17 protein-coding genes and 1 pseudogene are annotated in these 14509 nt (G+C 56.0%); 14 read left to right on the forward strand and 4 right to left on the reverse strand.

Translation table 11 applies throughout. The annotated features are described in order from the left end of the window. Positions 1-76 precede the first annotated feature (76 nt). From EXR70_05905 to EXR70_05945, 9 genes are all read left to right on the forward strand, one after another. Positions 77-553, forward strand: a complete 477-nt coding sequence (locus tag EXR70_05905; protein MSP38006.1) for a prepilin-type N-terminal cleavage/methylation domain-containing protein — start codon at positions 77-79, stop codon at positions 551-553. A gap of 68 nt (positions 554-621) precedes the next feature. Next, positions 622-966, forward strand: coding sequence for a hypothetical protein (locus EXR70_05910; protein ID MSP38007.1), 345 nt, complete (start codon positions 622-624; stop codon positions 964-966). A 38-nt stretch (positions 967-1004) separates the two neighbouring features. Further along, the gene (locus EXR70_05915) at positions 1005-1619 is read left to right on the forward strand and encodes a hypothetical protein (GenBank protein MSP38008.1); all 615 of its coding nucleotides are present in this window, start codon (positions 1005-1007) and stop codon (positions 1617-1619) included. An 11-nt stretch (positions 1620-1630) separates the two neighbouring features. Further along, entirely contained in the window at positions 1631-2797 is a 1167-nt protein-coding gene (locus EXR70_05920; protein ID MSP38009.1) for a hypothetical protein, read from the forward strand. A gap of 169 nt (positions 2798-2966) precedes the next feature. Continuing rightward, entirely contained in the window at positions 2967-3353 is a 387-nt protein-coding gene (locus EXR70_05925; GenBank protein ID MSP38010.1) for a response regulator, read from the forward strand. Positions 3354-3445: 92 nt separating this feature from the next. Beyond that, a complete protein-coding gene (locus EXR70_05930) occupies positions 3446-4081 on the forward strand; it encodes a dTMP kinase (GenBank protein ID MSP38011.1) in 636 nt (211 codons plus the stop codon). Beyond that, positions 4081-5067, forward strand: a complete 987-nt coding sequence (gene holB, locus EXR70_05935) for a DNA polymerase III subunit delta' (protein MSP38012.1) — start codon at positions 4081-4083, stop codon at positions 5065-5067. The genes EXR70_05930 and holB overlap by 1 nt, the downstream gene beginning before the upstream one ends. Further along, a complete protein-coding gene (metG, locus tag EXR70_05940; protein ID MSP38013.1) occupies positions 5067-6599 on the forward strand; it encodes a methionine--tRNA ligase in 1533 nt (510 codons plus the stop codon). Before holB ends, metG begins: the two co-directional genes overlap by 1 nt. A 14-nt stretch (positions 6600-6613) precedes the next feature. Then, a complete protein-coding gene (locus EXR70_05945) occupies positions 6614-7387 on the forward strand; it encodes a TatD family deoxyribonuclease (GenBank protein ID MSP38014.1) in 774 nt (257 codons plus the stop codon). Here the strand turns inward: EXR70_05945 and EXR70_05950 are convergent. From EXR70_05950 to EXR70_05960, 3 genes are all read right to left on the reverse strand, one after another. Then, positions 7380-8069 (reverse strand): DUF4198 domain-containing protein, encoded by a 690-nt coding sequence (locus tag EXR70_05950; GenBank protein ID MSP38015.1) that lies wholly within the window; start codon positions 8067-8069, stop codon positions 7380-7382. The genes EXR70_05945 and EXR70_05950 overlap by 8 nt on opposite strands. Before the next feature lie 132 nt (positions 8070-8201). Then, positions 8202-8393, reverse strand: a complete 192-nt coding sequence (locus EXR70_05955) for a hypothetical protein (GenBank protein ID MSP38016.1) — start codon at positions 8391-8393, stop codon at positions 8202-8204. Between the two features lies 1 nt (position 8394). Then, a complete protein-coding gene (locus EXR70_05960; GenBank protein MSP38017.1) occupies positions 8395-10374 on the reverse strand; it encodes a c-type cytochrome in 1980 nt (659 codons plus the stop codon). A 197-nt stretch (positions 10375-10571) separates the two neighbouring features. Here EXR70_05960 and EXR70_05965 point away from each other — a divergent pair, with 197 nt between their 5' ends. Continuing rightward, positions 10572-11237, forward strand: coding sequence for a metal-dependent transcriptional regulator (locus EXR70_05965; protein ID MSP38018.1), 666 nt, complete (start codon positions 10572-10574; stop codon positions 11235-11237). Between the two features lie 23 nt (positions 11238-11260). Here the strand turns inward: EXR70_05965 and EXR70_05970 are convergent, their stop codons facing one another. Beyond that, positions 11261-11536, reverse strand: coding sequence for a hypothetical protein (locus tag EXR70_05970; protein ID MSP38019.1), 276 nt, complete (start codon positions 11534-11536; stop codon positions 11261-11263). Between the two features lie 129 nt (positions 11537-11665). Here EXR70_05970 and EXR70_05975 point away from each other — a divergent pair, with 129 nt between their 5' ends. The 4 genes and pseudogenes from EXR70_05975 (at position 11666) to EXR70_05990 (ending at position 14428) form a co-directional block, all read left to right on the forward strand. Then, positions 11666-12502 (forward strand): universal stress protein, encoded by an 837-nt coding sequence (locus EXR70_05975; protein ID MSP38020.1) that lies wholly within the window; start codon positions 11666-11668, stop codon positions 12500-12502. Positions 12503-12564: 62 nt separating this feature from the next. Continuing rightward, a complete protein-coding gene (locus tag EXR70_05980; protein MSP38021.1) occupies positions 12565-13344 on the forward strand; it encodes a carbon-nitrogen hydrolase family protein in 780 nt (259 codons plus the stop codon). A gap of 31 nt (positions 13345-13375) precedes the next feature. Continuing rightward, a pseudogene (locus EXR70_05985) lies at positions 13376-13993 on the forward strand (hypothetical protein). Between the two features lie 18 nt (positions 13994-14011). Next, a complete protein-coding gene (locus EXR70_05990; GenBank protein ID MSP38022.1) occupies positions 14012-14428 on the forward strand; it encodes a sodium-independent anion transporter in 417 nt (138 codons plus the stop codon). Positions 14429-14509 lie beyond the last annotated feature (81 nt).

The following is a 14509-nucleotide window of genomic DNA, read 5'->3' on the forward strand; positions in this document are numbered from 1 at the left end:
GGCGTGGCCGCCAAAGTTTTCTTTGACAAGTAGAGCAGGTTTTTTCACCCCTTGACACTGGATTTGCGCCGGAAGTATGGTCCCAACATCTTTGGAGGGGACCATGTGTCGCACCACCACTAGGGATGGCTTCTCGACTATTGAGCTGCTTGCCGGCATGGCGGTTATGGGAATCATTGCCGCCATCGCACTGCCCAACTGGCGTGCGCTGTTTCCTAGTTTCGCTCTCAACAACTCAACCCGGCAGATTCAGTCCGAAATGCATCACCTCAAGATGCGCGCGGCGGCTGAGAATATTGGCTTTCAGTTGGCGTATCTTCAAGGCGCTAGCGGCTACACGATCCAACGCGATAGCAAGGCGCTGGTGACCAAGCCGTTGGCTGAGGGAACGACCATCACGAAGACCGGAACGATTTCCTTTACACCACGAGGAACGGCCGACAACGATCGGGTGCGACTGAGCAATGCCGAAGGGAAGTGCCGGCAAATCGTTGTCAGCGGGACAGGTAGAGTGCGAGTTTGCACGCCCAACAACTGCGCTCAGAATTGCTAATCATGACCGTTCACAGAAATATCATCCGACATCAAACGGGTTTTACGTTTAACGAATTGCTGGTTGCCATGAATATCGTTGCCGTGGCCGTGTTGGGATATTCGCTGAGCAGCGCCGATGCCATTCGTCGTCAAACGATTAACGGCAACTCGACGGCGGCCATTCACCTGGCGCAGGACAAGATCGAAGAATTGCAAGCGCGCAAAAATTTGACGGACGGCGATCTTTGTCCCGGCGGCGGCGATCGCGGTCTAGCAGCGAACGGCGGCACGCCGGGGATTTACGATCGCTGCTGGCGCATCGCCGCATCGGCTCTCGGAACCAAGCTTAAGCAGATCGACGTGACGGTGTCGTGGCGCGATCATGTCGATCATCAAGTGACTCTCTCTACGTTGCTCTTTACCGGTGAGTGAGCGTGATGCAACGATTTGACAATCACTGCGGTGCAACTTTGATCGAACAAATGGTCGCGTTGTTACTAGGGTCGGTGATGATCACTTCTCTGTATGGCTATTTTCGTAGCAGTCTCTATCAGTTGCTCTCGATCGAGACGAAGACCGCCACCTTGGAGGATGCGCGCGGCGCATTGGATATCATGCTGCGCGATCTCAAAAACGCCGGTTCGTGGGAGAGCGGCAGCGCGCCGGCCGAAATTGGCGGCGCGGATGATCCAGATAACGACGCCGACGCTGTTTGCAATCGAGTTTACGCAGCGACGGCGAGCATGATCCACGTCCAGATGAGTCTTAATGATAACAACAACTGCGCCGACATCGATCCGCGCGAGAATATTCGCTACGAGCTAACCGGACCGACATCAACTTGCCCCGGCACGAACATCATTCGACGCAACGGAGATTGCCTGGTTGCTAACGTCGTTCTCCCAGTGGCCGGGAAGCTATTTACTTACTTTGACGCTGACGGCACGGATCTAGGCAACACGCCAGCGCGCGATTCGATCAAGCGCGTCAGGATTGCCTTTGCCGTTCAAGTCAAGAATCCCGACCCACGACTCAACGGCAACCTGGCCTCGACGCTGTCGAGCAGCGTTGAATTGCGCAATTAGCGAGTATTTTCATGATTACCAACATAGATCGGCTGCGCAGCGAGCAGGGAATGATTCTCTTCAGTTGCTTGGCGATTCTTTCGATCCTGTTGATGGTCGGCATCGGTAGCCGGGTGATGTTGTACAACGATTATCGAGTGTTGACGAACCTGCGCGGCGGTACGGAAGCCTTTTACGTTTCAGCGGCTGGATTGGAGTGGAGCAAAAATACACTTGCCCAGATCGCGATCTTTCCGCCGGCGCCGGTCAACGGGACGGCAAGCTTTGCCAATGGGCAATTTTCGATTTCGTTTTTTCCGCCCACGGTCGCCGGTTCGCTCAGCGCCAAGATCGTCGTTCGTTCGGTGGGCACGCTCGGAACCTCTTCACAGACGATTCAAGCGCAGCTGACGAAAAGCTACGATCTCGCCGACGCTGCCATCGGTCTTAGGGGCAATGGCGCCCAAGTGATTCTCAACGGCGCCGCGATAGCCGTTTCCGGTCTGGATCACGATCCGCTAACTGGATTACCAATCGCCAAGGCGAAAGCACGGCCAGCGATTTCCGCCGGGGATCAATCTCTCCAAGAGTTAGTGACCGCGGCTTCAAGTAGTTTGCCTCCTGGTAGCCTGGAAAGCGGCGGCGAAATTTCACCAGTCGCGGCCAGCGAATATCTACCCGCTTCATCGGTCAGCCAGCTTGCCAACGATCTATGCGCGCTGGACGGTGCAATCGTCAGCAGCATGCCGACGACCGGTGCGTTAACTATCGAAAACCAAAGCTGGGGAAATCTCGCCAGTCCGCAGATTCGCTGCATCAACGGTTTGTCCGACTCAGGCGACGCGGTCACCTTGGCGGGAGACCTAACTGGCGCCGGGGTGCTGATCGTCCGAAATGCCGACCTGCTGCTCACCGGATCGCTTCGCTGGGATGGTTTGATTATCGTCACGGGCAACGATGTCGGCCTGAAGGTGACCGGCTCTAGCGCCAAAGAGATCTATGGCGGAGTCATCGTTAACGAAGCCGGGACTCCCAGCAGCAAAACTATTCTCGACATTCAAGGCAGCCTGCGGCTCCGCTTTAGCCGGTCGGCATTAGTCCAAGCGGCGCAGGCGATCCCGGCGACCACGTTCACTAACCTCTACGCAGCCCTGCCCTTTCAGGTCAGCCAAGACTACTGGCGCACGGTTTCACCCTAACAATTGCGAGCAAATCTCAATTTACATTGGGGTCGTAAGGTGGTAAATGCCTAAACTACAACGATTTGACCATCCCAATAGCTAAATTTTGTAGACCCCAGGTCGATGCTATAAATAGCGTCGGTATATTGGGTTGATCGATCACGACGTGGTGCGAGAGGGAGAGAGCATGGATACAAAGAAGACCATAATGGTGGTTGACGACAACCCGGACATAATCACGATCGTCAAAACCATTCTGGAAGGGCGGGGATACACCGTCTTTAGCGCTTCGAGCGGTCCCGAGCTGCTGAGCATTCTACCGAATCACAAGCCCGATCTGATTATCTTGGATATCATGATGCCCGAGATGGACGGCCTCGAAGTGTTGACCCGGCTCAAAGCCAAGACCGAAACCGCCACCACGCCGGTTATCTTGCTCACCGCCAAAGTGCAGTATGAGGACGTGCTCGGCGGCTACAAACTTGGCGCCGACTATTATATTACCAAACCTTTCACCAGCACCCAGCTGGTCAATGGCATCAATCTGCTGCTCGGCGAAGGTAAGCCGCAATAGGTTTGCTCCTCGCTTTGCTCATTGGCAGCGCCAGTGGCAACTAGCTCTTCCCGGTTTGCAACTTCGGTGCGTTTTCTTCATTCTCCTAGGCGATGGTTCGATTTGTTACCTTCGAAGGCGGCGATGGGTCGGGTAAGACCACGCAAATCCGCGCCCTTGAGCGTTATTTAACTCAACGGGGCCGCGCTTGCCTGGTTACCCGGGAGCCGGGCGACAACTCGTTAGGTAAACCGATTCGGCAAATCTTACTGGAAGTCGCCGATCATGAAGTCGCGCAGGCGACGGAACTGTTTCTCTATCTCGCCGACCGGGCTCAGCATGTGGCGGAATTAATCAGCCCAGCGATCGCCGCCGGCAAGATCGTTCTCTGCGATCGCTTCACCGATTCGACCTTGGCCTATCAGGGCTATGGCCGCGGCATCGATCTCAAGTTGCTGCGTCAGTTAAACGACCTGGCCGACGCCGGTGAGCAGCCGGATCTGACGTTTTTGCTCGATTGTCCCGTGGCTGTTGGCCTGGCCCGCACAAGCCGGCGTCAAAGCGAAGTCGGCCAGCCGCGCGAGGACCGCTTCGAGCGCGAGAAGGTTGAGTTCCACGAAAAAATTCGCGCCGGCTTTCTCGAAATGGCCGACGCCGAGCCGGCGCGCTTTCGGATAATCGACGCGGCACAATCGGTGGAAGCGGTTTGGCGTGACATTCAAGCGATTGTCGAACGAGAAAATTTCTAATGAGTTTCGCGGAAATCATCGGCCAGCAAAAACCGTTGACAATCCTCCGTTCGGCATTGGCTAACGGCCGGCTGCACCATGCCTATTTGTTTCTTGGCCTTGAGGGTGTCGGCAAACATACCGTCGCCATGGCGTTCGCCAAAGCGATTCACTGCGGCGAGAGCGACCACGATTATTGCGGCGGCTGCGTCAATTGCGCGCGCATCGCCGCCGGCAACCATCCCGATGTGCGCGTGATCGAGCCGCTGTCCGGCAAGAAAGAAATCAGCATCGCGCAGATCCGCGAGCTGGAGCGGGAACTCAGCTATCGCTCGTTTACCGGCAAACGCAAGATCGCGATCATCGACCCGGCGACATTGCTGAACTTGTCGTCGCAGAATGCTTTATTGAAAACCCTCGAAGAGCCGCCGCAGGATTGTTTGATTATTTTAATCGCCGCCAACGGCGGCGCTCTGCTGCCGACGTTGCGTTCGCGTTGTTTGCGGATTTCCTTTGCCCCGCTGGCGCGCCAAGACGTCGCGGCGATCGTCAAAACCCGCCAGGGTTTGAGCGACGGCGATGCGGCGTTTGTCGCGGCGCTCAGCATGGGCAGCATCGGCGCGGCGTTGGCACTGGAGAAGGATGAATGGATCGAGAAGCGGCGAATTTGGAGCGGTATGTTGGGCGCGCTCAAAACCCGCGACTACCAAGGGGCGATGGCCGGCGCCGAAGCGCTGGCGAGCAATAAAGACGACGCGCTCAAATTTCTCAAATGGACGGAAAGTTGGTATCGAGATTTAATGCTTTATCAAGTGAGCGATGACGTGAACGAGCTGGTCAATTTAGATATGCAGGAGCAAATCAGTCAGCAAGCCAAGGTACACGACGTGGAGCACACGCTGCGCGCCATCGGTCAAGTGGCCGGCGCGGCGGCGCGCATCCAGCGCAATCTCAACCGACGCATGGTTTTAGAAAAACTGCTCTTCGGTGTGGTGGGAAGGCGTTAATGGAACCGATTTATATCACCACGCCGCTTTATTACGTCAACGCCGAACCGCACCTCGGCCATACCTACACCACCGTGGTGGCCGACACGCTCAAACGCTACTACCAGTCGATCGGTTACAACGCTTTCTTGCTCACCGGTACCGATGAGCATGGCGATAAGATCGCCCAAGCGGCGGCGGCCAACGGCACCGAGCCCAAAGCTTATGCCGATCGGGTGAGCGACCTGTTCCGTTCGACCTGGGATACTTGCGGCATCGTCTACGATCACTTCATCCGCACCACCGACGACTATCATAAACAGTTCGTCCAGAGCGTGCTGCAGAAGATTTTCGACAACGGCGATATTTATTTCGGCGAGTACGGCGGCTTTTACTGTTACGGCTGCGAGCGTTTCTATACCGAAAAAGAACTGGTCGACGGTAAATGTCCGGATCACCAAAAAGCGCCGGATTTTATCAGCGAGAAAAATTATTTTTTCCGCATGGGCAAATATCAGCAGCCATTGATCGACGCGCTCAACGCCAAGCCCGAGCTGATTCGGCCGGAGCGCTATCGCACAGAGGTTTTGGCTTTTTTACGCGAACCCCTCGAAGATTTGTGCATTTCGCGCCCCACCAGCCGTTTGCAGTGGGGCATTCCGCTGCCCTTCGATGCCAACTACGTCACCTATGTTTGGTTCGATGCCTTGCTCAATTACGTCAGCGCTTTGGAACACCGCGGCGGCGATTCGCTGACCGCGCTTTGGCCCAAGGCGAATCATCTGATCGCCAAGGACATTCTCAAGCCGCATGGAATTTTCTGGCCGACTATGTTGATGGCCGCGGGCTTGCCGCTTTACGATCAATTGAACGTGCACGGCTACTGGAACATGGACTCCGGCAAAATGTCGAAAAGTTTGGGCAACGTGATTCGACCGTTGGAAATGAAAGCGCGCTTCGGCATGGACGCCTTTCGCTATTTTCTTTTGCGCGAAATGGCCTTCGGCCAAGACGCGAAGTTTTCCGAGGAAGCGCTGGTGACGCGCATCAATGCCGACCTGGCGAACAATCTTGGCAACTTCGTCAGCCGTGCCATGGCGATGCAGCACAAATATTTTGCCGGTGTCGTGCAACCGTTAAGCGCTGACTGGGCGAAGGACGACCTCGAACTGCGCGACAAATTCGTGGCGGCTGAGGTTGAACTTAAAAGCCAGATGGAGGAGTTGCAGTTTCATCGCGGCTTGGAAGCGATTTGGTCGGCCCTCGATCACGCCAACCGCTACGTCGTGCAAATGGCGCCGTTCACGATGATCAAAGATGAGGCGAAGAAAGGCCGCGTCGGCGAAGTGCTGCACCATCTGCTCGAAGCGGTGCGCACGCTGGCGCGGGTGTTGGCGCCGTTCATGCCTGAGACCGCGGTCGAATTACGCGCACTGCTGGCGATTGGCGAGGATCGACTGAATGAGCCTTGGGGTCAAGGCTTCGCCGCTGGTCATAAGATCAACCCGCCGAAAGTCTTGTTCCCGCGCATCGAGACTGACGCGAAAAAATAAATTCTCTGCCAAAAATGTTGATCGACAGCCATGCCCATATCCAGGGCAAAGAATACGCCGGCGAAGCCGAAGCGGTGATCGCGCGGGCGCGCGACGCTGGGGTCGAGACGATTATCGCCGTCGGCGGTGCCGGCGATATGTCGAGCAACACCGAGGCGATCTCATTAGCCGCGAATTTCGCCAACGTCTTCGCGACGGTCGGCATGCATCCGCATGACGCCAAGGATGTCGGCGCCGACGAACTGGAAACTCTAAAAAGCTTGGCAGGGAATGCGAAAGTCGTCGCCATCGGCGAGACCGGTCTGGATTATTACTACAGCCACTCGCCCCATGATGTGCAGCGCCGGGTGTTCGGACACTTCATCCAGATGGCGCGCCAGACCCAATTGCCGATCGTCGTTCATGAACGCGACGCCGCTCAAGATGCCGTCGAATTGTTGCGCCAGGAAGGCGGCGGTGAACTGCGCGGCGTGATTCACTGCTTCACCGGCAACTACGAAGCGGCCTGCGCCTATCTCGACTTAGGATTCTACCTGTCGTTCACCGGCATCGTCACGTTCAAAAACGCCCAACCGCTGCGCGAAGTGGTGCGCAAAGTGCCGCTCGAAAGAATGTTCGTCGAAACCGATTCACCTTATCTCACGCCGGTGCCGCACCGCGGCAAACGCAACGAACCGGCCTACGTCCGCTTCGTCGCCGAGACCATCGCGAATGTAAAAGGCGTCACGGTCGATGAAGTGGAACGCGTGACAACGCACAACGTCCGCGAATTGTTCGACCTCATTTGAGAGTTGGCCGCCAAGCGATGCCGCTGTTGGTGGTAAACGACACCGTGCTGATGTGGCGGGCGCGGTCGTATTTTGCTTCGCCATCGCTGCCGGGTTTGTTTTCGAAATAAATGATTTCGATGACGTAGCGCCCCTGCCAAGGGGTTGGCACGGTAATCCTGCCTTGATCGTCGGTGGTGAGTTTCTTTTCCCATTTGGGCGGTCCGTAAACGGTGATTTCAATTTTTGCCAGGGGCGCTTCACGCAGTAGTAATTTGAAATCGTTGCCGTTGGCTTTGGCCGGTACCAATTCAAGATCCATCTTTGCCGTCGATTCAGTTCGGCCCGCCTTGGCGTAATAGATCGTTTTGGTCGTGCCGCCTTTCTCGTTGTCCGGACGTGGCGCGATTGAGTCGTCGATCATGCGCAGATCGCCGGCGCCTTGGACTTGGATGTCGAAACCGTCGTTGCGCTTGGCGATCGGCAACGATTCGGTCGACCCGCCGAGATACACGCGCGGTTTGTTGAAGCGGTCGAGTATGCCGCCGGCTTTTTCGTGTAAGTCGTCGACCCATTCGCCGAAGTAGGCTTTCGCCGACCCTTGGCCGTCGCGCTCGAGCCAAAGATAGTGCGCGTAAGTGTCGCTTGTGCAGGTAATCAGCGCGAATGCCGTGGCAAAGATGATCGACTTCGTTTTCAACATGATTTTCCCCTCCTGGTTTTTGATTCCGACAAATAAAAAAAGCCCAGTGTCATCGCTCTCGATGACGCCCTGGGCTCTGGGTTCACGACCGCGGGCCGCAATATTTTTCTCGCCGTTAAATTTTTGCGCGCTTTACATTTGAATCCGTACTCCAGAGCGGGTGTCGAACGGGATGATCACTTGCCGTTTACACCTGCGACATTTTAGTTCGACGCCCTCGGCGACCACGCGGGCGAGCAGGTTGCCGCAACCGCAACGGAGCGACTTTTCCGCTTTGGCGCTGAGGGTCACAGGGTTGCGATTTAATAACTCGTTGGGACGCATATTAAGCCGCCTGTTTGCGTTGCTGCGCCAACCAAAACGAAGTGGCGACGAACGCGGCGAGCATCAACCCTTGGGCCGCCAAGGTTTCCACGGTCGGATAGATTCCCAACGTCGGTATTGCCGTCGGCGCGTTCAGCGGTGTGGTCGGCACCCACTGGGATGCTTGCAGCGCTTTGATGCCGTTGCCGGCGAAGATGAACGCGACTAGATAGAGTAATGTCCCGGTGGCGCTGAAAAAATATTTGAGCGGCAGTTTGAGGCCGAGTTTTAAGATCGCGAAGCTGGCCAGAATCAACATGCCCAGTCCCGCCGCGAGGCCCCAGAGCACGGGCACGTGATTGCTTTCGTTCTGCATCCACAGCGCTTGATAAAACAGCACGACTTCGAAGGCTTCGCGATAAACGGCGAAGAATGAAATGCCGATGAGGCCAAAGATCCGTCGATTGGAAATTCCCGATTTAACTTTTTCTTCGATGAAGGCGCGCCAGCGCCGCGCTTCCGATCGGGTATGGAGCCAATAGCCAACGTAGAACAGCGCCAGGGCGGCGAAGACGCCGATGAAGCCCTCCATGCTTTCGCGGTTGCGGCCGCTCAGGGTCAGGAAAGTTTCAGTCGCCAGCCAAGTGAGGCCGCCGCAGATCAAAGCGAGAATCCAGCCGAGATGAATGTAGCGAATCACTTCCGGCGCGCCCATCACCCGCAGCATGGCGATGATGGCGGCGAGAATCAGGGCTGCTTCCAGTCCTTCGCGCAGAATGATCAAGGCCGAGTTAGCGAAGGCGTAGTAGCCGGAAAAATTGTCTTCCCTGGCTATCACACGGGCGGCTTGGTCGAGACCGACTTCGATCTCCAGATGGCGTTTCTGAATCTCTTCGACGGACACGCCTTGCTTGATGGCGTTGCGTAGCTGGCCGAACAAACTTTCGATGTGGTTGCCGAGCTGGGAATCTTTCGCTTTCAACGTCGGCTCGGCCAGTTCGTAGCCGTCGAGATAGGCTTCCACGGCTTTTTGATAGGCGGCGTCTTTGTCGCCCTTGGCGTAGATCGTCACCGCTTCGCGGATCAGGCCGCGGGCGATCGCCAGCGGTTCGCGTGTCTGCGCCGTGAGAATGCCGTAGCGCAGATGGGCGAGGAGTTTTAACGCGTCGCTTTCTTGGGTCGCGTAGGGTGTGAGTTTTTCGAGCAGCTGTTCGTCGGAGTGGGTCGCCAACAGTGCGCTGGTGGTGAATTCTCCCGGCAAGTTTTTCGTTTGGAACAATGCCGCGCCCGCTTTGGCCGCGTCCGGTGAAAAGCGCAGAGTGAATACATAAAAGGCCACCTGCCAACGCTGTTCGTCACTCAGCGCCGCGAAGGAGGCCATCGCCGTGCCCTGAATGCCGAAGCTTGCCGCGTTGAACGCTTTGAACGGCGACAGGCCGCCAATACGCTCTGGATCGGTGAAGTTGGCTGGCGGCGGCGTTTTCGGATTCATCGAGTTGCGCCCATCGCCGTCGCCTTTGCCGCTGGCGCCATGGCATTGGGCGCAGTTTTCATCGTAAAGCTTCTTGCCGTCGGCCAACGCCGGGAGGCGGCGCGGATAGGGAACGATTTGATAGGCGGTGAGCAGTTTGTCCTTGGCACTCTTGGCAAGCTCGGCGACGGTTTTCGGATCGGCTTTGCGCTCGATCAGATCCGCCAGCGATTTTACCTCGGCTTCGACGCCGGCCTTGTCGCCCTGGTCGAGTTGTTTCAATTGATCGACTAGCTCAGCACCGCGTTTGGCGAACTCCTGCATCTCGGCGTATTCGTCTTTGCTCAGCACTTTGCCGTCTTTGACCGAGTTCTTGTAGTCGCTGCCGAGATAGTCGAGCAGGGCGACCAGTTTTTTGGCGTGATCTTGAGCGTGAGCTGGCAAACCGATCAGCAAGAAGATCGCTAGGCTCATCCAACGCAAGCGGAGCGCAGATGGTTTCGATGGGATGCCGCGGTTGCGATGGTTCATGGGAGTCCAAACCGGTGTAAGCTCATGGTGCAGGCAATTTTTTTGGCGCCGACTGCTACTTTTCTTCCTTGATCTAGTTCGACAAATTTAATATAAGTTGGTAAATAAAAACTAGTTTAGATATCAATCATTTCGTTCATTAGCTTAGCGCAATAATAATTGTTCGTATACTCGAACTTTAAAAGTTTGTCAATTGTATGGCCGAGCCCAAAATAACCCATGTGCTAGAGGATTACCTCAAAGCGATCTATGTGCTGACGGAAGAATCTCAGCCGGTGATCGCCGCCCGCATGGCGGCCGAGACTGGCGTGTCGGCGTCGACCATCTTCGCAACCCTGCGGCGTTTGGAAAAAGATGGTTATGTGACGGTTAACAAGCGCAAAGAGATTCATCTGACGGCTGACGGCAGGAAGATCGCCGAGAAGATTGTCCGGCGCCATTTCTTGACTGAACGATTTTTGACGGACTTGCTCGGTTTAGATTGGGTAAAGGCCCACCAAGAAGCGCATCGTTTGGAACATGCGATTTCTCAGGAAGTCGAAGAACGGCTGGCCAAGCTGCTCAACAACCCGACGACTTGTCCCCATGGCAATCCGATTCCAGGCGCGAGTCAGGGCGCCTTGACCAAAACCATTCCGCTCAATGAAGCGATTGACGATCAGATGGTGGAGCTGGACTATATTACTGAAGGCGGCGAGCGCGACGTGCGTTTATTGGCATTTCTCCAAGATCACGGCTTGGTGCCTGGCGCTCGGGTTCAGGTGATCGATGTCGCGCCGTCGTTGGGTATGATGACGCTCAAAGTGGCGGACGACCAATTCTCTCTGGGAATCGAGGCAGCAAAAAAGATCCGCGTGCATTAGCCGGGATCGGCCGCAATTAAAACTTAAACCGCGCTAACCGACGGTTCCACTTCGCTGACGGCGCCGGCTTGCGCGCGCCGTTGATCCAACTCGCCGGTGAGAAATTCGATCTGATCGCCGATCGGCGCATCGCGGTCGATTAAGATCACTTCCTGGCCATTAATCAAACAGCGGCCGCTATGGGCGCGGTAACCGGCTTCACGCAGCAGCTTTTCCGTGCGCACGAGGATATTCATTTCCTTGGCGCCGGCGATCAATTTTTGGAGGCGGATTTCCTGGCGGTTCTTGGGTTGTGACATTGCTGACGTTTTCCAACGTCGAACCAAAGTATCGCGCAAAGCTGCCATGTTGTAAACCGTCTCGGCGATTTTCTTCTTGCAAAAATAGTCCGCCCTGTTATCGTTCGGCCAACGGCAAGAGGGGGCGATATGATCAAAAACATTCTCATTCCTCTCGACGGTTCCGGGCATGCGAAAGCGGCGCTCGATTATGCGATTTGGTTGGCCCGGGGCTTCAACGGCACGCTGCTCGGCCAACATGTGATCGATACGGTGTCCATCGAAGGCACCTTCTTCCATGACATTTCCGGTTCCTTAGGCTTCGAACCCTATCTCGATTTTTCCTCCAAGATGCGCGAGATTCTCGAAGAGCGTGGTAAGGCGATCCTCGACGATTTCGCCGCTGCCTGCGCCGCCAAGGGGCTGCGCTGCCAAACCTTTCTCGATATGGGACTGATCGCCAACGAAATCTGCGAGCGGGCGAATACCGCCGATTTGGTGGTCGTCGGTCATCGCGGCGTCAACGAGGAATTCTCCACCGGCTTGCTCGGCACCACCGCGGAATCGATTACGCGTAAATGTCCGCGGCCGATTTTCGTTTCGACCAAGCAGTTCAAAACGATCGAACGGCCGCTGCTCGCCTACGACGGCAGCCAACGCGCGAGCTCAGCGATGAAGTCCGCGGCGGAGTTTTGTACCGTGCTGGGTCTGCCGTTAACGGTTCTCACCATCGCCAAGGAAGCCGCTATGGCGGAAAGCATTATGCGGCGCGCCAAAGGTTATCTCGGCTCCTATGCCATCGAAGTGACTTATGAGACCGCCCAGGGTTTTCCTGAGCAAAAAATTATCGAACGGCTGAACAACGCCAAAGCCGATCTCCTGTTCATCGGCGCCTACGGCCATCGGCGCATTATCGAGATGGTGCTCGGCAGCACCACCGAGTACGTACTGCGCAACGCCCCTTGTCCGGTGTTCATGAACCGCTAAGAGCCGTTGCCAATTCTCGCTTGAAAGAACTTGTCGTGAAATTTATCGCCGCCGCGGTGCAGATGGTTGCTTCCGATGATAAGGCGGCCAATCTCAAAGAAGCCGAGCATTGGCTTCGTCTCGCCGCCAAGCAAGGCGCGCGCGTGGCCGTGCTGCCGGAGGTTTTCATCTGGCGCGGCAGCAAGAAATTGGAAAGGCAATTCGCCGAAGCGATTCCCGGCCCGACCTCGACGCGGCTTGGCGAGCTGGCGCGCAAGCTCAAAATTTATCTGCTCGCCGGTTCGATCCTCGAAGCGATTCCCGACAGCCCGCAAGCTTACAACTGTAGTCTACTTTTCGATCCGAGCGGCAATCTAATCGCGCGCTATCGCAAGATCCATCTGTTCGATGTCGATCTTGCCAATGGGGTTTCCCTGCGCGAGTCGGAAACCCGCGCCCATGGTTCCGAAGTTGTCGTGGCAAAAACTGAATTGGCGATCATGGGATTATCGGTCTGTTACGACCTGCGGTTTCCCGAACTCTATCGCGGCCTCGCCGATGGTGGTGCTGAGTTGGTCTTCGTGCCCTCTGCCTTCACCGCCTTCACAGGTGCGGCGCATTGGGAAACCTTGCTGCGCGCCCGCGCCATTGAAAACCAAGTTTATGTGATCGCCGCCGATCAGTTCGGCAAGAGCGCCAAGAGTTTTCAAACCCACGGCCACTCAATGATCGTCGATCCCTGGGGCAAGGTGTTAGCCGAACTCGCCGACGGCGCCGGAGTTATCGCCGCTGAAATCGATCTCGACCATCTAGCTAAAGTCCGCGCCGAGCTGCCGGCATTGAAGCACCGCAAGCTATTCTGAGTTTCACGCCCAAAAAAACGTCACACCGTTAATTTTCTCGTCGCAAGAAATTCACGCCAAATACGCCAACAATTTTACTGGCAAGGTAGCGACCGATATCCCGGAATTGGCCAAAGCCGACCCGAATTTGTTCGGCATCGCACTGGTCACCGCCGACGGCTATAGCTACGAAGTCGGCGATGCGGCTCATCCGTTCACGATTCAACCGATCTCGAAATCCTTCGTCTACGGTTTGGCGTCAGAAGATCACGGTACGGATTACGTTTTGACCAAGGTTGGGGTCGAGCCAACGGGCGAAGCTTTCCATTCGATTGTGTTCGATGAGCGCGACAACCGCCCGTTCAATCCGATGGTCAATGCCGGAGCGATTGCCAGCACCGCTTTGGTCAATGGCGAGAGCGCCGAGTGACGGCTAGAGCGCGTGCCGCAAGCGGCCTATGTCAAGAACGTTTTGAGCGTCATGCACAGCTGCGGCATGTACGACTACGCTGGCGAATGGAGCGACCGCATCGGCTTGCCGGCTAAGAGTGGCGTGAGCGGCGGGATTATCGCCGTGCTTCCCGGTCAGTTCGGCATCGGCATTTTCTCGCCGCTGATCGATGATCAGGGTAACCGTTGTCGGGGTATTCAAGTTTGTGAAGAGCTTTCAGCGTGCTTCAAGCTCCAAATGTTCGGCGCCCGCACGACCACTGGGGTTTGCTTGCGCGGGAGTTATCGGGCCGCCACTGTGCGCTCGATACGCCAAAGGGGCAGTGTCGAACAGGCGATCCTCGATCGCAAGGGGCAGGGGATTTGCGTCTATGAACTCCAGGGAAGTCTTTTCTTTGGCGCCTTAGAACAGGTGTTGCGCAAGCTCTCGTCGGAGTTGGCAACCCTTGACTACCTCATCCTCGCCGTTAAGCGAGTGTTGGGAATCGATGAATGCGCCTTGACCTTGGTGGTCCAGTTGAACGTCTGGTTAGCGCATCAAGACAAGAAGCTCATCTTCGCCCATCTCTCGCCGCGCTTTGCCGATACGCTTAAGGAACCTCTGAACAACTGCCCTGGAAGCAGGGCAGCGGAGGATAGATCGTTTTTTTCGTAATGAGTTACAGTTTTTGCGAAGTTATATCAGATTACATTTTGCTCTCGTGGTTAATAGGGTCCTTAGTTTTGCCTCGATTTG

The sequence above is a fragment of the Deltaproteobacteria bacterium genome, from assembly GCA_009692615.1.
In the GTDB taxonomy this organism is placed as follows: domain Bacteria; phylum Desulfobacterota; class Binatia; order UBA9968; family UBA9968; genus DP-20.